Origin of the sequence: Pontibacter sp. HSC-36F09, assembly GCF_024171605.1 — a bacterium.
Lineage (GTDB): Bacteria > Bacteroidota > Bacteroidia > Cytophagales > Hymenobacteraceae > Pontibacter.
The window spans coordinates 35,259-53,836 of record NZ_JALKAA010000009.1 but is presented as its reverse complement, the minus strand read 5'-3'; the positions used below and the strand labels follow the sequence as shown (position 1 = coordinate 53,836).

At 45.2% G+C, this 18,578-nt stretch carries 16 protein-coding genes; 6 read left to right on the top strand and 10 right to left on the bottom strand.

What is annotated here, in order from left to right:
• Nucleotides 1-8: 8 nt before the first annotated feature.
• Both L1278_RS18600 and hemF read right to left on the bottom strand, forming a co-directional pair.
• The gene (locus L1278_RS18600) at nucleotides 9-596 is read right to left on the bottom strand and encodes a phosphatase PAP2 family protein (RefSeq protein ID WP_253406530.1); all 588 of its coding nucleotides are present in this window, start codon (nucleotides 594-596) and stop codon (nucleotides 9-11) included.
• A 114-nt stretch (nucleotides 597-710) separates the two neighbouring features.
• Nucleotides 711-1,610, bottom strand: coding sequence for an oxygen-dependent coproporphyrinogen oxidase (gene hemF / locus L1278_RS18595; RefSeq protein WP_253406529.1), 900 nt, complete (start codon nucleotides 1,608-1,610; stop codon nucleotides 711-713).
• 194 nt (nucleotides 1,611-1,804) lie between these two features.
• Between hemF and L1278_RS18590 the strand changes: the two genes are divergently transcribed.
• A complete protein-coding gene (locus L1278_RS18590; protein ID WP_253406528.1) occupies nucleotides 1,805-3,883 on the top strand; it encodes a thiamine pyrophosphate-dependent enzyme in 2,079 nt (692 codons plus the stop codon).
• Nucleotides 3,884-3,948: 65 nt separating this feature from the next.
• Here the strand turns inward: L1278_RS18590 and L1278_RS18585 are convergent, their stop codons facing one another.
• Nucleotides 3,949-6,318, bottom strand: a complete 2,370-nt coding sequence (locus tag L1278_RS18585; protein WP_253406527.1) for a BamA/TamA family outer membrane protein — start codon at nucleotides 6,316-6,318, stop codon at nucleotides 3,949-3,951.
• Between the two features lie 75 nt (nucleotides 6,319-6,393).
• Here L1278_RS18585 and L1278_RS18580 point away from each other — a divergent pair, with 75 nt between their 5' ends.
• Nucleotides 6,394-7,146, top strand: coding sequence for an RNA methyltransferase (locus L1278_RS18580; RefSeq protein WP_253406526.1), 753 nt, complete (start codon nucleotides 6,394-6,396; stop codon nucleotides 7,144-7,146).
• Between the two features lie 63 nt (nucleotides 7,147-7,209).
• On the opposite strand, the gene L1278_RS18575 is transcribed toward L1278_RS18580, so the two are convergent.
• The 7 genes from L1278_RS18575 to L1278_RS19695 form a co-directional block, all read right to left on the bottom strand.
• Nucleotides 7,210-8,337 (bottom strand): outer membrane beta-barrel protein, encoded by a 1,128-nt coding sequence (locus tag L1278_RS18575; protein ID WP_253406525.1) that lies wholly within the window; start codon nucleotides 8,335-8,337, stop codon nucleotides 7,210-7,212.
• A 12-nt stretch (nucleotides 8,338-8,349) separates the two neighbouring features.
• Nucleotides 8,350-9,234, bottom strand: a complete 885-nt coding sequence (locus L1278_RS18570; RefSeq protein ID WP_253406524.1) for a hypothetical protein — start codon at nucleotides 9,232-9,234, stop codon at nucleotides 8,350-8,352.
• Between the two features lie 18 nt (nucleotides 9,235-9,252).
• Nucleotides 9,253-9,786, bottom strand: a complete 534-nt coding sequence (locus tag L1278_RS18565; RefSeq protein WP_253406523.1) for a sigma-70 family RNA polymerase sigma factor — start codon at nucleotides 9,784-9,786, stop codon at nucleotides 9,253-9,255.
• Nucleotides 9,787-10,116: 330 nt separating this feature from the next.
• Complete coding sequence (locus tag L1278_RS18560) at nucleotides 10,117-11,508, bottom strand: undecaprenyl-phosphate glucose phosphotransferase (RefSeq protein WP_256488730.1); 1,392 nt, start codon at nucleotides 11,506-11,508, stop codon at nucleotides 10,117-10,119.
• A 387-nt stretch (nucleotides 11,509-11,895) separates the two neighbouring features.
• A complete protein-coding gene (locus L1278_RS19700; protein WP_371927373.1) occupies nucleotides 11,896-12,369 on the bottom strand; it encodes an XrtX-associated membrane protein in 474 nt (157 codons plus the stop codon).
• Entirely contained in the window at nucleotides 12,332-12,862 is a 531-nt protein-coding gene (xrtX, locus tag L1278_RS18555; RefSeq protein WP_253406521.1) for an exosortase X, read from the bottom strand. Before xrtX ends, L1278_RS19700 begins: the two co-directional genes overlap by 38 nt.
• A gap of 43 nt (nucleotides 12,863-12,905) precedes the next feature.
• The gene (locus L1278_RS19695) at nucleotides 12,906-13,160 is read right to left on the bottom strand and encodes a PID-CTERM protein-sorting domain-containing protein (RefSeq protein WP_371927372.1); all 255 of its coding nucleotides are present in this window, start codon (nucleotides 13,158-13,160) and stop codon (nucleotides 12,906-12,908) included.
• Nucleotides 13,161-13,541: 381 nt separating this feature from the next.
• On the opposite strand from L1278_RS19695, the gene L1278_RS18550 reads away from it, so the two are divergent.
• The 4 genes from L1278_RS18550 (at nucleotide 13,542) to L1278_RS19590 (ending at nucleotide 18,577) form a co-directional block, all read left to right on the top strand.
• Nucleotides 13,542-14,876 (top strand): hypothetical protein, encoded by a 1,335-nt coding sequence (locus L1278_RS18550; protein WP_253406520.1) that lies wholly within the window; start codon nucleotides 13,542-13,544, stop codon nucleotides 14,874-14,876.
• 345 nt (nucleotides 14,877-15,221) lie between these two features.
• Nucleotides 15,222-16,925 (top strand): glycosyltransferase family 39 protein, encoded by a 1,704-nt coding sequence (locus L1278_RS18545; protein ID WP_253406519.1) that lies wholly within the window; start codon nucleotides 15,222-15,224, stop codon nucleotides 16,923-16,925.
• Between the two features lie 89 nt (nucleotides 16,926-17,014).
• Nucleotides 17,015-18,067: a Gfo/Idh/MocA family protein gene (locus L1278_RS18540; RefSeq protein WP_253406518.1), complete on the top strand. Its 1,053-nt coding sequence runs from the start codon at nucleotides 17,015-17,017 to the stop codon at nucleotides 18,065-18,067.
• Nucleotides 18,068-18,073: 6 nt separating this feature from the next.
• Entirely contained in the window at nucleotides 18,074-18,577 is a 504-nt protein-coding gene (locus tag L1278_RS19590) for an acyltransferase (protein ID WP_256488729.1), read from the top strand.
• Nucleotide 18,578: the final 1 nt, after the last annotated feature.

The following is an 18,578-nucleotide window of genomic DNA, read 5'->3' as shown; positions in this document are numbered from 1 at the left end:
ACAGCGGATTATGCCAAAGGTTTATGCTGAAAGCGGGTATATTTTCGCAACCACAACCGGTTGCCCACCACAGCCAGCATCGCCGTACCAGTACCGACCAAAGCGCCCCCAATAATATCACCAGGATAATGTACGCCCAGGTAAATACGACTATAAGACACAAGCACCGCCCAGATCACCAGCACAATCTTGAAAATCAGGTAACGGTCGGAGAGGATCAGGTTAAAGAAGACGGCCAGCGCAAAACCCGTGGAGGCGTGGGAGGAAAGGAATCCGAATTTACCACCGCAGCCCTGCACCAGGTTCACCATCGCTGAAAGCTCCGGATCGTGGCAAGGACGCAGACGGGCAAAATACGGCTTAAAGATGCCAGAAGCCACATAATCAGCCAATCCTATACCTGCCACGGCCATCAGCAGCATCGGGATGCTCTGCATTTTATAGCGCCAGATGATATAGCCGATCAGCATTAGGTAAAAAGGAATCCAGAAATACTTATTGGAAACCGTGACCATGACGGTGTCCCAGAACGGACTCTGCTGTTCGTTCAGGTATAGGAACAGTTCCTGGTCCAGCTTCTCCAGTTGATCGAGCATGTGAGCGCTACGCTTAATTAAAAATTAGAAATTCTAAATTAGAAATAATGGTTAGAGATCTGCCTTTCATTTATCAGAAAATAACCATGATCTAACATTTCCTGCAATGCAGCACTAAACTATATTTATCCAGTCAATTTCCTTCTTGAGGTAACCCAACGTTCTCTCTTCTGGACCACCCGCTTCCGGTTTGTGGTTGTATACCCAGGAGGCATGCAGTGGCAGACTCATCAAAATCGACTCGATTCGTCCGTTTGTAGCCAGTCCGAACTTGGTGCCGCGATCGTACACGAGGTTGAACTCCACGTAACGTCCACGGCGGATCAGTTGCCACTGTTTTTCGCGCTCCCCAAAAGGCAAATGGCGGTTTTCGTTGATGATCTTGGTATAGAAAGGCGCAAAAGCATAAGCTACATCACGCACAAAGGCAAATCGTTCTTGCATGCTGATCTCGTCCGTGGCCATCAGTCGGTCAAAGAAGATGCCGCCCACACCGCGTGTTTCCTGGCGATGTTCATTATAGAAATAGTCATCCGCCCACTTCTTGAACTCCGGATAATAGGAGGGATGGTGCTTGTCGCATACGGCTTTCATGGCCTCGTGGAACTCCCGCGCCTGTTTCAAATCAACATAAATAGGTGTCAGGTCGATGCCGCCGCCGAACCAGGCCGTACCGTCGCCTGCCTCAAAGTAGCGTACGTTCATGTGTGTGATCGGCACCATCGGGCTGTGCGGGTGCATCACCACCGAAACACCCGTGGCAAAAAACTTCGGGTCAGGCATCTGCAGCATTTTCAGGAATTGGGGAGAAAGCTCGCCCTGAACGGCAGAGAAGTTGACGCCGCCTTTTTCTAGCACGTTTCCATTCTCAATGATGCGGGAAATGCCGCCACCGCCCTGCCCATGCTGCCACTCGTCTTTCTGGAAAGTAGCACCGGCATCGCAGTTTTCAAGGTCGCGCACCAGATCCAGCTGGAACTGGCGCATAAAAGCTTCAACTTCTTCTCTGAACATTTTATAGATGTTAGTTGTAAGACAATAGTCATCAAATTTTGGACGACAGCTATACCTGAAAACCAGCGTAAAGCACTACATACCCAAAATCCGAACACAAAATTACCAAAATAACGCCGCTCTACCGAACATTCGTAAGGATTTCAGAAAAAGGGCTTTTTTGCTTAACTTCGGGCATAAACTAAGCGCAACCTATGTCAAAAGAACTGATGGAGGCTTTTAAGATTGACACTGCTATCCTTAAAAGGGCCTACCGCCTGATGATAACTGCCAAAACCATGGCAGACACCTACGAAGAAAATAAAACGATTTGCAGCAAGTATGTGCACAGCACATCGCGTGGACACGAAGCCATCCAACTGGCCACTGCCTTTCAGCTGAAGCCCTACGACTACGCTGCGCTTTACTACCGCGACGACTCCATGCTGCTAGGTATAGGCATGCAGCCGTACGAACTGATGCTGCAGCTGATGGCCAAGGCAGACGATCCGTTCTCAGGTGGCCGTACCTACTACGGACACCCGTCACTGCGTCGCGAAGGTTTCCCGACTATTCCGCACCAAAGTTCTGCGACCGGCATGCAGGCTATACCTGCTACAGGTATGGCACATGCTATATCTTATTTCGAATCGCAGGGCCTGGCCAATGGCGAGGAAAAGCCTGTTGTGCTTTGCTCACTCGGCGACGGTTCTGTAACCGAAGGCGAAGTAGCCGAGGCTTTCCAGATGGCGGTTCTCAAGAATCTGCCCATCGTATACCTGGTGCAGGACAACGACTGGGGTATTTCGGCCACCGGCAAGGAAATGCGCGCTATGGACGCCTACGAATATGCGGCTGGCTTTAAGGGGATGGAACGCCTGCGCGTGAACGGCTCTGATTTTACCGAGTCTTACGAGGGTATGCGGGTAGCTTTTGAGTATGTGCGGGAGGTACGCAAACCGATCCTGGTGCATGCCAGAGTACCTTTGCTGGGCCACCATACCTCCGGTGTGCGCCGTGAGTGGTACCGCGGAGACAACCTGCAGGAGCACAGCGTGAATGACCCGATTCCGAAACTGCGTCAGGCGCTTCTAGAGTCTGATGTGACAACAGAAGAAATACAATGGCTGGAACAGGAGGCTCAGAAAACAGTAGCAGCCGACTACCAGCGTGCTTTGGATGCTCCTGTACCTGATCCCGTTACATTCGACCAACACGAGTTTGCCCCGACACCCGTAACTGAGGAAAAAGGCGAGCGTAGCCCATCCGGTGCAGAAAAAACTATCATGGTGGATGCCGCCCTGCATGCTGTAGACGATATCTTGCGCACCTATCCGGAGGCACTATTTTATGGTCAGGACGTAGGAGGGGAACTAGGGGGTGTATTCCGTGAAGCTGCTTTGCTGGCCAAAAAATATGGTGACAACCGCGTCTTCAACACCCCGATCCAGGAGGCTTACATTGTCGGCTCTACAGCAGGTATGTCCGCTGTAGGAGCAAAGGCGATTGTAGAAATCCAGTTTGCCGACTATATCTGGCCGGGTATGAACCAGTTGGTGGAAGAACTTTCAAAAAGCTGCTACTTATCGATGGGCAAGTTTCCGGTGCAATCGCTGATCCGCGTGCCGATTGGGGCCTATGGTGGTGGCGGTCCATACCACTCAGGCAGCATCGAATCTACTTTGCTGACCATACGCGGCATTAAAGTAGTATACCCAAGCAATGCTGCTGATATGAAGGGTCTGATGAAGGCTGCTTTCCTGGACCCAAACCCGGTGATCATGCTCGAGCACAAAGGCCTGTACTGGTCGAAAGTAGCTGGCACAGAAGACGCCAAAACCGTAGAACCGGATGAGGACTACATCCTGCCACTTGGAAAAGCCAATGTAGTGCAGCATGCAAGCGATGAGGAAATGAGTATGGGTAACTCCATGACCGTAATTACCTACGGCATGGGCGTGTACTGGGCCAAAACAGCATCGAAGCAATTTAAAGGCAGTGTAGAGATCCTGGATCTGCGTACCCTTAACCCATTAGATTTCGAAGCGGTCGTAGCATCGGTTCGCCGCCATAGCAAAGCCCTGGTGCTGACCGAGGAGCCACTGATGAATTCATTTGCAGAGTCACTGGCCGGTCGTATTTCGAAAGAGTGTTTCCAGCAACTGGATGCGCCAGTCTATACCTTGGGTGCCGCCAACCTGCCGGCTATACCTTTGAATGTTGAACTCGAGAAAATGATGCTGCCGAACCCCGATAAAGTGGCAGCTGCTATAGAAGAGTTGCTGAATTACTAATCTTAGGTATAGGATAATTGAAAAGCCCCGCCAGAACATGGTGGGGCTTTTTTGTGCATCAGGAATTAGAAAGGATAACCAATGCCGATGTTGAGATTTGTCCGTCGCTCAACAGGGTCCGTTTGACGGAAAAAGTCCGAGAAGCGGAAATCGCGGATCACGAATTTGTTGCCATTTACATCCCCAGCCGGATCGTATACCTGTGTAGCAAAGTCAAATCGCAAAATCACGACTGAGAAGTTGAGACGCAGACCAAAGCCGGTACCAACTGCCAGTTCTTTGTAGAAGCGGTTGAACTTAAAATTGGAGCCAGGCCGGTTATCAGGTTTAAGCATCCACACGTTGCCGGCATCCACAAACAGTGCCCCGTTCAGGAAGCCGACCATATTAAAGCGGTACTCGGCGCTGGCTTCCAGTAGTACCTCTCCCGGTTGCTCTGGCACTACTGTCTTTTCTTCTACATCAGAGCGAAGTGTAGCGTAGGAACCTGGTCCCAAACGACGGGCTGTCCAGGCGCGAACGCTCGAAGCGCCACCGGCAAAGAAATACTTATCATAAGGCAGAGCGGATGAACCAAAGAGCGGAGCACCCACCCCCGCATTGACTCTGTAAACGAAATAGCGCTGCCCGCCCAAAGGGATGTAACGGCGATAGTCCGGGTTGATCCTGGCGTATTGAAATTGGCGCAAATTGCCCGTCTCAGGCATAATACCGAGCTTAGAAGTAAGTCCACCCACCTCGGTCAGCACGCGCATGTACCGTGCATTGCGGGACTGTATGAAATCGTTGGTGTTGTAGATGAGGCTAAAGCTGACAAATGAAATAAAACCACTCCTGAAACTTTCGCTGAAAGACCGGATACTTGGGTTCTGTAAGAAGGTACTGTCAAAATCAGGGTTGATTCGGCCCACCTGAATAACGTTCACATTGACAGGAGAAAATATATATTGCACCGTCGGTGTCAGCAATGGACGAGGGTACTTGAACCAGATGTAGTCAAGTGAGGCTTCGTAAATGGAACGGGAGAATTCGGAACGATTTACATTGGTGTAACCAGTATAAATCCTTGTTCTGGGATTATAGTCCTCCAAAATGTTCCTGCCGCCAAAAGGCAGCACAAAGGTTGGGAAAGTGAGAGCTGCATCACCGCCAAACTCCCGGATCATGACTGTCTCATTGGGATCCGAAATATTTATCTGCCCTTCCAAGCCACCACGTATTCCAAAATCCAGGTTCTCTGCACCGCCAAAAACATTGCGCACCTTTAACCTGACACTTGAAAAAGGGCCGGGGCGTCGCTCTGTAAAGTTCATGCCCAGTTCGGTCGTTTCCTGAAACTTTTTCGAAGGAACGGCATTGATGAAGGCATTGAGCTGATTGCCGGCCAGTGAATCCGTCAGGTCCGTGATTTTGCTGTAGCTGACGTTGTTGAACTGAAACACGTCTATTTCGGAGAGGCGCCTTTGCGTAAGTGAAGTCCTGAACTGGCTGTAGCGCTGGCCAGGGTAAATGGATACCTTTTTGTCCAGTATGTGGGGAGAAAATTTCTGGTCATAGGCCAGGTATTGCACATTGCTATACTCCAGCGTGTCTCGTACCAGGCCAAAGCGGTCTGCGTCTGTTTTAAAGTATACATTCCGGAGGGTATAGGCCTTATGAGCCTCCTGATCTTCAGGGTTCTGGATAATGGTGTTTACCCTGACCGTATTACCCCCAAAGCTGGTGTCCACGTCGAACTCGATATAAGCGCGGACAAAGTCAAAATACCCGTTGTGGCGAACCATCTCATATAAGCGGTCACGCTCGTCACTGATCAGCTGCTCGTCGTACACGTCGCCGACTTTCAGCAAAGACCGGTCTTCATACCGCTTCACAACCTGCAACAGGGAATCGTCTGGAATGGTATAGCTGAACTCACTATAGCGGTAGGGTTCGTTTTCTTCAATGTTGAGCGTGATGTATACCTTCTTGCCCTTGTCCTGCTTCTCATAGCTTAGCTCGTGGTTAAAGAAGCCTTTGGTGTTCATGTAGATCTCCACCTGGTCCATGGTGCGCTCCATCAGCAGGGAGTCATAAATGGCGGGCGGCTCGCCGATCTGCATCAGCAAGTTGCCCTCTTCCTTACGATCACGCTGTCGGGCAATGCGGCGGTCAAACCGATCTTGTATGCGACGGGATTTAGTGGAGTCGCCGGCTTCGGCTATTTTGCTAGCTCGCTTCGTCCGTAGTTCCTCAATCCGCTCGTCAATGCGCGAAGGACTGTAAAACTTTTTCCCGAAATTATAAATGGCCAGATAAGGGGTAGAGCCAAGGAAAGTGCGGTTTGGCTGCTGCTGGTAAACCGCCTCAATATCAGTCTGGCTCACATGGTTGATCCCTTTGGGCTCTATACCTAGCAGGAGTTGCTCGTTCTCGCCCAGATTTTTGGTGGGCACACAGGCAGCTAAACTAATAATTGTAATTACCAGCCCGAATATGTAACATCGTGTTCTCAAACGATTCTCTGCTCTATGTTGTCGAAAGCAATTGTAAAGTATGTTAATGCCCTGCAAGTAAAAAAATACCGCAACCAACACCAAGCCTTTGTGGTGGAGGGAGCCAAAAGTGTACTCGAGCTGCTACACTCAGACTTTGAGCTGCAGCACCTGTTCATAACCGAAGAATTCCTGCAGGAGCATGGCAACAGACTAAGCAAAGGTACACCATACGAACTTGTTACGGAACAGGATTTGACAAAGGCAGGTACTTTTTCAAGTAATAATGCAGGATTGGCCGTAGCCCACATGCGGCAGCTTCCCAATTTAGCGTTCAAATCCGGCAATTTTACAATAGCGCTGGACGATATACGCGATCCGGGCAACCTGGGCACCATCATCCGCATCGCGGACTGGTATGGTATCCAGAACATCATATGCTCCGAGACTTGTGCTGATTTTTATAATCCCAAAACCATTTCAGCCACCATGGGATCGTTTACCCGGGTCAAAGCCTATTATCTCAATCTGGGGGAATGGTTGCGCGAACTTCCGGTGGGCATTCCTATATACGGAGCATCGCTGGAGGGCGAGAACCTGCACCAGATGCAGTTGCAACCCAACGGCGTTGTGGTGATGGGAAATGAAGCCAATGGCATACGCCCGGAAGTCGCCAGTGAAGTGAACCACCTCATAAAGATCCCGGCTTTCGGCAAGGCAGAGTCGCTGAATGTAGCCACGGCCACCGCCATCATCATCGATAATTTTATGCGTCATACAGGCATTTAAAACAGAAAATCCTCCTAATGGAGGCTTTTCTGCAAACAATATACTCACCTAATTTACAGCTTATTAATTGAGCAGCCTTAAACCAAAGCTGATCACATTGGCATCCGGTCCACGATTGTCTTTGAACAGGTCATTCATGTTGTATTTCACGAACAGGTCCAGGTTTCCGTAGCCTACCACACCGGTCAGGCCATACTGGAAGTCGCTCAGGTTATAGCTACTGCGTATCTTTTCCTTCTGTGTCTTGCCGCCGTCTTCAAACTTGAACTTAGAGTGGGCACCCAGGCGGTAGCCTGCAAACGGTCCAACCCCAATCTTAAATCCTTCCTTACCATTCTGACGCTTGAACTTCAGCATCGGCATCAGCGGTACGTTTACAGACGAATGCGTTAGTTTAGACTTGTCGTAGTCGATCTCCATTTCGCGTCTGAAGTAAGTCACGTCGTTCACATCCTCTTCGATTACGAAGTTGCGGTCGAACATGTAGTTGTTGAATGCGAACTCCAGACCGGACATCAGGTAAAACGGGCTCTTGCGACCACCAATCTGAGAGTTCAAGTGCCAGTTAAGGCTCACATAGCGGGATCCAAGCGGTTTCAGGTCAGGAACCTGCTGATTGTCCGTATTCAGAAAAGTGTTCAAGCCCAGGTCCAGGTCAAAATTATAACGGGTGGCTTTGTACTTTTTCTCTTCATTGTGGGTGCGGATGCTGTCACGTTCGGCCCGGTTCGGCACGTTCACGTCGACTTTGGTGTTGCCGTCATTTTCTTCTATCTCTACATCTATCTTGATGTTCTTGTTGATGCGGATCTCGTGCTTTTCTTTCGTCACCTTGCCATTCTGATCCGTTTCCTGCACGGTAATGGTTACTGTTTCAGGGTTCTTGTCATCCTTGCCAAACACCACCGTCGTTTCCTGTGACTTCAGTTCCTTATTGGCGCCGTCCATGCGGTCCACCTGGTCTACATATTTGTTCAGCACACGCATCAAAGAGTCCAAGCTGTAGTTTTCGAACGCTTTGAGTTGCTCCATGTTCTGCAGGTATAGCACCATTTTTGCGCCATTGGCCATTTTCACAACGATCGTGTCCTGCTGGCCGAGTCGCTCGCCTATGGTTTGACCGCCTTTGGCAAACGCACCGGTGGCTGCAGCCATGATGATGGCTGTTACGAGAAGTAGTATCTTTTTCATGGTTTTAAAAGATTAGAGTTGAATGACTTTTGATATTTTCTGTTTTCCTATTTGCGTTTCCAGTGCAATTCTGTCGGCGTTGATGCCGAGCTCCGACAGCTCCACCCGTTCCCCGTTCGAGAGGTTACGTACCTGTCTAAAGATATTTTTGGCCAGTTTCTGCTTCTTTTCAAAGCCGCTTAGCTCTTCATCAGTTTCCACCTCCTGCACCGCAACAGCACGCTTTATTATAATTTCAACGGGTTGCGCGTTCATGTCTACCGTGTTAGCAGCTAAAACAACCGGGGTGATTTCTCCTGTGTTATCGAAGTTTGCTCGCTCAAGTGTTTCAGGTATAGCGGGCTTCTCAACCTGCGCTGCCAACTGTTGAGCAAACGCCGTATTGTTTGTACTGTTTTTCGGGATTGTCTTTCTCACATCCGCCTTTGGTTCTGCTTTCGCGATCACTTGCTTCGTAACCGTTTCTGCTGGCTGGTTTGCCTGGGCAGTGGTTCTGGTCGGTGTTACAGGCTCAACCAATACTTCATCTGATGAAGAGGTAGTGGCCGGCTCCTCAGTTACATGTGCTAGGTGCTCAGTGGTCCTGGCAGGTTCATTGATAATGAGGGGCTGCTCAGGTTTCAGACCGTTCACATCGGCCAGGCTGTCTCTGTCAACTGGTACGGTGCCGTTCTGCACATTGTAGAACACGATGCCCACAAAGAGCAGCAGTGTAATGGCGGCCGCGATAGAGTAGGAGAGCCACATAAACCCGCGCGGTTTTGCTTCGCCTTTGCCAGCGGCAGGCATCTCGGTTTCTATCCGGTCTTGCAGTCTGTTCCAAAGGTCGGCAGGGGGCGTGGGCGACGTGTGGCCCAAACGATCCTTGAATAGTTTGTCTATATCTTCTGGTTTCATGATTGAACCTCCTTATTATTAGCTTGCGACTGCCTCCTGGCCGGTTAGTCTTCGTTGCAGCATAGCGCGTGCTTTGCTCAGTTGCGATTTCGAAGTGCCTTCCGTGATGTTCAGCATGTCGGCTATTTCTTTGTGAGAATATCCCTCAATTGCATACAGGTTAAAAACTGCCCTGTAGCCGGCAGGTAAAGTGCGCAACAACTCCAGCAATTCGCTTTCCGCCAGATCTTGGTCGGCTCCCATGCCGCCCGCCACTTGTACGTGGTCGTCTTCTATCGACAGGTATAGCGACTCTTTTTTTCTCAAAAATCCCAGCGCTTCATTCACCATGATGCGTCTTACCCAGCCTTCGAAGCTACCTTTGCCCTCAAACTTATCTATATTCTGGTATACCTTCATAAATCCGTTCAGCAAAGCATCTTCCGCGTCCATTTGGTTTTTGAGGTAACGCAGGCACACACCGTACATCGGCGAGGCAATGCGCTCGTAAAGGCATTTCTGCGCTTTACTTTCGGCCTTTTGGCAACCTGCTATTAACTCCTGTTCCGTCACGCTGGGTAAAATTTTATCAAATAATGTCGCTTGTCTGGCCTTTTTCTGAGCTATATTGCTACTCTTTACCTCTTAGATGTGGATACTCGCCCGGAGGTTGCCTAAGCAAAAATAAATTTCTCATATTTTTTTTGAATAGCGCTACCGTTGGCTATAAAATACTGGCTGTCAGCTAAAATCTCAAAAAAGAAAGGTTGCTCTTGACCCAAACGTCATATAGACAATTGAGCAAGAACAGCCTCTAACAGTTTTGTTTAAGGAATGGAATCAGTTAACTACAAGTTTATATCAAGGAATATAACTTGTATATCCTATACGCATGCAAAATCCTTAGTAGGCTTTGTCATTATCTCTAAAGCCTTGCCAGATTGTAAGGAAAATGATTTTCAAATCAAGAAGAATTGACCAATGTTCCAAGTACCACAAATCAGCTTTTACACGATTTAGCATGGATACATTTTCTTTGGTTTCACCTCTATAGCCATTTACCTGAGCCCAACCGGTTATACCAGGAGTAAGGAAGTGCCTGACCATATAATTGTTGATAACCCTTGAATAATCTTGGGTATGTTTGAGCATATGTGGGCGAGGGCCTACGACAGACATATCACCCATTAAAACATTAATAAACTGGGGCAACTCATCAATACTAGTCTTTCGAATAAACTTCCCTACTCGGGTAACTCTGCGATCTCCTCTGCAAGCTTGCACACTATCGCAACCAGTATTTATTTTCATACTTCTAAACTTAAGACAGTAAAAGGGTTTATTCTGCTTTCCTGAGCGTAGCTGTTTAAAGAAAACAGGCCCCTCAGAATCAAGTTTGATAATTAGAGCCATAAGTGGAATAAGCCAACTTAGTAAAAACACGATAATAAGTAATGAAAAAGAAATATCAAAGGCTCTCTTAATTATCTCATTTGCTTTATTTTCCAGTGGCTCCGGCCTCGGTTTGAGTACGGGCACAAAGCCAAACATTTCTATCAGGAAGTTATGATGGATGGTACCTTTGATATCAGGCACCACTCTGAAGCGTACCATGTTCTCATCCGCCTCCTGCATCAACGTTTCGACCCGCTCGCTTTCACTGTAGGGTAGAGCACAGAACACCTCACCTATTTTGTTTGAGCTGGCAAATCTAATGCTATCCTGCACCTGACCTAGATAGTTTATATAAGGAGGAACCTTCGAACGGTCATCATCAAACATTCCGGCTATGTGATAGTCAAGTTGAAGATTGGAGACAATGTTGTTGAAGAGGTTGATTCCTGCGGAACCAGCTCCTATGATGGCGATACTATTTGAACCCAACCATGACATCCTTCTGTACTTCCTGAGGAGTAGGAAGGAAAACCTCCAGCTAAGAATAAGAATTGGAGACAGCGCGAAATAATAGATGAAAGGAGTAGGTGGAATGTAAAGGTATGGAAGAATCAGCTTCATCAAAATGGCTATGAATATAAATAAGCACAAGGCACCTATGTTTGCAGCCATGATAGGAACTGCTTCACGTTCCAGGATGCGTCCATAGACATTCAATACATGGGAGCAATAAAACCAACAGAAGTTCAAGAGTAAAATAGTGAGCCTATAGTCATATACATCTCCCCAGACTAAATCATAGTCTGCCATTATGAATGAAAGGTATAGCGTGCCATTCAAAAGGGTATAGTCAATGATGACGTTTATCCACTTGAATATTGTAGAATACTTATGCTCCATGGTGCTGGCAATTTTAGCACTTAATGATAGGACCGTTGCAAAATTATGTTTTACAGGGTGTAAGAATAGTAGTGATGAGCAGCAGAGGTAAGTTGTTTAACTCTCGAATATAATGGTATACTACAATAAATAATTTAATGATTTTAATATTTAATTTTATTTAGCGAAGGTATAAGTTATCTGGGTAAATCATTATTATTCGAATACAAGTAAATATCCCTTAAATTATAATTTAATAATTATAATTCAGATAAACTTATTTGTTACATATCTTATTTGGCTAACTTGTTATTTTTATAAATAAATTAAAGAAGCTGTTTAAACTAAAAAGGCAGCTAAGATGATTAATTTCAAGATATCTTAATACGGTTATTGCAGTATTTGTTCTTAAAGAGATGTTTTGCCCCGTAAGAATGATGCAGAAATAAGAAGTATGACTGGCATGGGAGAAACCAACAGGGTGTCCATTCTGAAAGCTACGATACGAAGAGGTTCAACCTGTAACATCTGAGCGACAGTATATAAAATCGTAATGAGGCATAGGAGGGAACCATATAGGATAACGGCTAGCTTGGTTATGACGCGGTTAGTGCTGTAAATGTGGATTATGAAGAGGCAAATTCCGCAGTACAAAAGTCGATATGCGAAATTGACAATCCTTAAGCTGTGTATGCTTAAGTTACTATGGGTGCCATCATTTGCCAGAGAGCACACAATCAGTTTATCGAGATTGATTGCCAAGCTATCTTTTAAAGAAGTCTCCAAAAGGCCAACTACGACTATAGAAATCGCTAATAAAGTGAGCAAGCCGTATTTAATTAGATCAAACTGGCTGTACCTCTTGCTTCTTTGTAGCTGCATGGTCTTTCAATCCTGAATATCTTTTCACCCATATCATCCATAAAGCGAATATAGCAGCGTATACCAAAACTGTAAAGGTATATTTATGATTGAAGTTGAGGCTTTGGTGGAAATGATGCGCATTAAGCGCCAAGGCAGACACGCGTAGTAAGTTTATCAAGTATATAGCAGCAATACCAGCCGGTATAAAGACGAGCTTCTTTAAAAATGGTCCAGGAAAGGCTAAAACGAATCCTGCGAAGAGGGCCATCAGCACCATACCATTGCAAGCATGATATACGAAGACGGTGTCTTTGCCATCAATCTGTACCATGATTCCTGTAGCTACAGCGTTATAACCTGCTAGATTCAGGAGGTGAACGGTAGAGTTAACAACTTTCAGTGTCAGCAATTCGTCTAGGTGGCTCAGCCAAAAATCATATAGAAGGAACCACCCAAGGCAGAGGCTCAGGGAGTAAAGTAGAAATCGTGATACTTTGCCATACTTTCTCATAGGCAATATCAACTAAAGTCGTGAATATAGAGCCAACAGCTAATCAAGCATCTGGGGAGTTTCTTCTCCTAGTACTCCGATGGTCGTTCAACTTTTTAAGACCATAAGCGGCACCAGCTGCAAGCAAGGCGCCTATTCCACCGTCAATAGGTACACCTGTAGCGCCTCTGTTTCGACCTGGTGCATCCCCACTACGGCCTGGCCTATCATTGCTACTACCTTGGGCCGTTACATCAAAAGTAGTTGTGAATAGAAAAATCAAAAGTGTGAGTACAGAAAATGTCAATAATTTAAACATGTCGATTTACTTTAATGGTAATAGAATCAGTTAATAGCTTCAAATTCAGGTATATCACCCAGTAGAATTTTGCCAGTATTAATCATTCGAATGAAGTACTTTTAAATCTAATAGTAGCAAGTTAATGTTGTAGTGTTCAAATTAATATTCTACGATAAATTTAGATTATAGATATTGATTATTTAAAAGCATATTGATTATATCTAAAACTTAGTGCATTCTTAATGTTTGTTTTTTATTAACTAATAATAAATTGACTTATACCCGCAAAACATATACGCTTAACTATTTTATAGCCTATTTATTTGACTATATTTATTTTTATTTGGATATATCCGTATACGAAAGTGAAGCCTATCTCGTGAGCTTTTGACAGAAGCTATGATATCAACTAATATAGACCATCTACCTTCTTCCAGTACTTTGGGAATTCAGCTGCCCGTGGCTGTCCATGTTCCTTGGCGTATCTGGGGAATATGGTGGCTAGTGTTGGTTTTAGTGTTCACTGTATTCTTTGCATCAATAGATTTTGCTCCAATCTTATTTCAGGATGAGGTAATGAATGTTGACCTTGGAAGGACTATTCTGAATGCTGACACCGACTGGTCAATTGCTTGGATGGCAAACGAAAATAGACCAGTGTTTCTGTTGTCTTATGTAGGACCTGTCTTACAAGAATTTGCCTATCTATCTATAGGAGAGGTTGGGCCTAGAGTTTCTGGATTAGTAGGAGCTTTTGTAGCTGCGACAGCGATTGTCGGCTGGCTTTTAGCAAGAGGTTTATCGTATAAAGTGTCCTTCATATTGGGTATAGTTTTTCTTTTAGATCCACTATTCGTCCAGGCTTACACGACTGCTCGTGTTGACGGTTGGACAATGGCATTGTGTATATCAAGTTGCTGGATACTCAGAACCAATGCTCTTGGATTCCAGCATGAAGGTTACAATCGTTTATTTGTGGTAATCTCTGGTGCACTAACAGCACTTGCTTTCTTTGTATGGCCTTCTGCTGTTTTCCTCTTTCCTCTCATCTTGCTTGAGTTGTTTTATAGGGCAAACAGATTGGCAGGAGAAGGTTGGAACTTGAAACTTTGGCCCTTTTTATATTTCGGAATTGGTGGGTTCATAATGGGGGGAATTATGATTATACCAATTGCACTTCAGGTAATTGAGATGTTTGAAAGTATAGTAAAAGCATTGATAATTAACGTGCAGCCTGGAAACGAAATAAGAACCTCATATCTAGATGAAAAGCTTGCAACCTCTCTAGAGTTGTTACGTGTTCTAAAATTCACCCCGGTTTTATTTTTGACTGCAATTTTTGGGGCATTTCAGTATAGGCAAATAGGATTAGGTATTGCGTGTTTAACTGCAACTGCTTTGCTTATAAGTACAGTCGTTTACATAAGCAGAGTTCAATACCTGCTGCCATATTTCATTTTAGCCGCTTCTGTAGTTTATCAACTGAAAGAACATCCAAAGACAAAGCCTAGAGCAAGATTTCCAAAGATGGCGGTGGCGGTACTTACGCTACTAGTTGCCTGGCCAGTGGCATTCTCCTTTTTTTCCCGTACCATGGTAGCACTTGGGGAGCGGGGGGAGCGCGATAGTACCTTGATGCACAAAGCTGCTATATCTATGATTGGTACTGGGGAGCATACTGTAGCCTTATTTTCATCATTTGAATTCTATTATGCCGGTCGCTCAATTGGATAGAAAATGTATGCACCTTATAACTCTGCTTTTGAAACTCTTTCAATAGAAAAAATACGGAAAGTATTGCCACTTGTAAACTACGCTATTATACCAGTTCAGCAACTGACTGAAAAGCATAAACAACAAATTCAGGAATATGATATGATTGATTGTGGGACCTACTATGTCTATGAAAATCCGATAGTCAAAGTTTATGGCATAGATTACAGCAATACAACCATTTTAGATAGAGTACAAAATGTGTACAGAATTTACCGACAGCCATATGGGCCTTACAAATTATTTAGTAAGAGGTGTTCAGTAACTATTCATGCTCATAATATTAAGTAATGGCAATTTAATTATATGCAAGAAAAGCTAACATACAATCATACGCTGAGCAGTCTTTTGACAATACGGTCATCAGTCGGCACATCTACTAAGTGGGTATGGTGGTTGTGGTGTACAGCTTTAGTTGTTGCTTTCTTCATTCAGCTTTTAACTTTAGATGTTTTACCTCATTTACAACAGGATGAGGCTCAGATTACAGATTATGGCAGGTTAGCTTTGGACCCTCACAGTGATTGGTCTGTTACCTGGAGAGTGGCAGAAGATAAGCCTCTTCTACTGTGGTCCTACATAGGTCCTTTGATTGCAGAAGTAAGTTTTCAACTAGGTGGCCCGTCTGGGCTAGGGCCAAGAATCGCTTCACTATTGGGAGGTTCGATAGCGGCGACCATGGCTTTGGGGTGGTTATTAGCTAGACGTGTACCAGTATATGCAGCTTTTGGATTAAGTCTAGCATTTTTACTAGACCCCCTATTCGTTCTTTCTCAGCGAATGGCAAGGATAGACAGCTGGGTCATAGCGCTTTGCCTAGCAGCTTGCTGGATACTCCATTCGGCCAGCAAAAGGGGAAGCGAATCTATTCCAAAAAGGAGTATAATGGTTGCTGGGGCACTGGCAGCATCGGCAGCACTTGTCTGGCCTTCTGCGATTTTTCTTTATCCCCTTGTTGTTCTAGAGTTAGTTGTTTTATCGATTTCAAAAGAAAAAGGTAATCACAAATGGAAGACCACCGCCTTATTAGGCCTATATTTTTTCTCTGGAGGTTTGACTGCCGTGGTTCTGCTGCTGCTACCTGTTTGGGAGAGTCTTGTCATGCTTTATAATGACATGGCAACGATGGTAACACAGAATATAGATGCATCGAGGTCATTTCAAAGCAGGCTCCTGGGATTATTCAATTACCAACTATGGATTAAAATGTTAAAAGCACTTGTAAAAACATTTAGTCCACTTTTTCCAATATTGGCGTTAGCAGGACTTATTTTTTATCGCCATAAAGGGCTCTTATTAGCAAGTGTCATAACCATAGCAATGATTTTTGCCACTTTGGTATATGAATTCAGAGTTCTGTATCTGTTACCATATTTCTTAGCATTAGGCAGCGGCATATTTTTGAGAGCTGCTGAGAATCCTACTAACATGTCTCTACAAAAGATATGCGCCGTTACATTAATAATTCTGATGACTTGGTCAGTTGGTACATCTCTTTTTCTTAGAACAGGGCTGGGGTTGGAAGGAAAAGAAGCTAGGAGCAGAAGCAGGATACAACATATAGCAGCCTCCTCAATAGGTGCAGGTAATTACAAAGTACTTCTAGGGTTTACCTACGAATTTTACTTCGCCGGTCGGGCACTAGGCTGGAAGGTATATACGCCATACATACAATACGCTTATGATGCCGAGGGTAATTGGATAAGGGAAAAGGATTATCAACCCAACGATAAATTCCTAATACTCCTTTCTGATATGGATTTCGCTGTTTTCGCTCAGGGAGCAATCACCCATGAGCTCAAAGAACAACTGACAGCCTCAGGGTTGCATTATAGTAGTACTCTGGAGACAGGGGACGGGAATACAGGTGAGGTAGTACCAGAGCTTCAGAGCAGGAACAAGAGTGTTTTACTCTGGTTTCTGCAAGGCAAAGAAAGCTATGGTCCTTATGTATTGTACTCACGTGCTAAAAACATAAACAACAGTAAGCTTTCGGTTGCATCAGAATAATTACAAGTTCTATTAATCGGTGTGCCCAAATGGAATTATATATGTGCAAACAATGGGTCGATTTTTTTTACTACTCTAACAGCAAAGCTATGGTAAATGTAGGCATCATCGGTTATGGGTACTGGGGACCTAACCTGGTAAGGAACTTTTTCGCTGCGGCGGATTGCTGCGTGAAAGCTGTGGCGGATGGTCGCTCTGAACGGTTGCAGCAACTGGGGAAAGTATTTCCTACTATAAAGGGCGTGCAAGACGCAGAAGACATAATCTACGACCCTGACATTGACGCTGTGATTATCGCTACCCCGGTATCCACGCACTTTACCTTGGCCAGAAAGGCGCTGGCAGAAGGAAAGCATGTACTGATAGAAAAGCCTATGACGTCTTCCACTGAAGAAGCTGAACTGCTGATAAACCTGGCAAAGCAAAAAGGCGTGCTGCTCATGGTTGACCACACTTTTTTATATACAGGTGCGGTTGAGAAAATGAAGTACCTCGTCGATAATAAAGAGCTGGGAAATATCAAATACTTGGATTCTACCAGAATCAACCTTGGTCTTTTCCAGTCAGACATCAATGTGCTGTGGGACCTTGCACCTCACGACATTTCTATTCTGAACTACATTGTAAGGGAGCGCCCCTATAGTGTGAATGCTACTGGAATCACGCATACCAATAATAATATCGAGAATATTGCCTACCTCACTGTCAATTATGCATCAGGCTTTATAGCTCACTTTAACTGTTCCTGGACAAGTCCGGTGAAGGTAAGAATGATGTTGATTGGTGGTGATCAGAAAATGATTTTGTATAACGATTTGGAGCCAACAGAAAAGGTAAAGATATACGACACAGGGTATAGTTACTTAAATGATGAAGAAAAGAATAAGGTACGGATTGATTACCGAACTGGTGATATACATGTTCCCAAACTTGCAACAACTGAAGCGCTTCTAGGTATGGCGAATGATTTTATTTCCTCAATACAGGAAAAAAAGGAGCCGAAGTCTTCCTGCCAACTTGGGTTAGATGTTGTCCGGATACTGGAGGCATCAAGTGAGTCTATTAAACATAACGGACGCGAGGTAATTCTAGAGTCATCGACTTCACCAGTTACACATACTATTCAAGAAGTTCTAATCTAAACGCACATGGATACTGTTACAATCAATAATGACAAACAGAGCCTGCAGAATGTGAGGCTCGGTAAGGATGTGAAAATCTATAACTTCGTAAATGCCTATGGGTGTAGTATAGGTGATGGTACCAAAGTTGGGACATTTGTAGAGATCCAGAAAGGAGCTACAATAGGCAAAAACTGCAAAATTTCCAGCCATACCTTTATCTGTGAAGGTGTTCATATTGCTGACGATGTTTTCATTGGGCACAACGTCACGTTCATAAATGATAAATATCCTCAGGCTACCAATGACGATGGCTCTCTCCAGACAGAAGATGATTGGCACTGCATCGAGACCAATGTAGAAGAGGGGGCATCTATTGGCTCAAGCGTCACCATTCTTTGCGGAGTAAGAATTGGTAAAAAAGCCATTGTTGGTGCAGGCTCGATTGTTACCCGGGATGTACCCAACAATGCTGTGGTAGCTGGTAATCCTGCCAGGTTGATGAAATATGCAAATCAAATCCTTGTTTAGT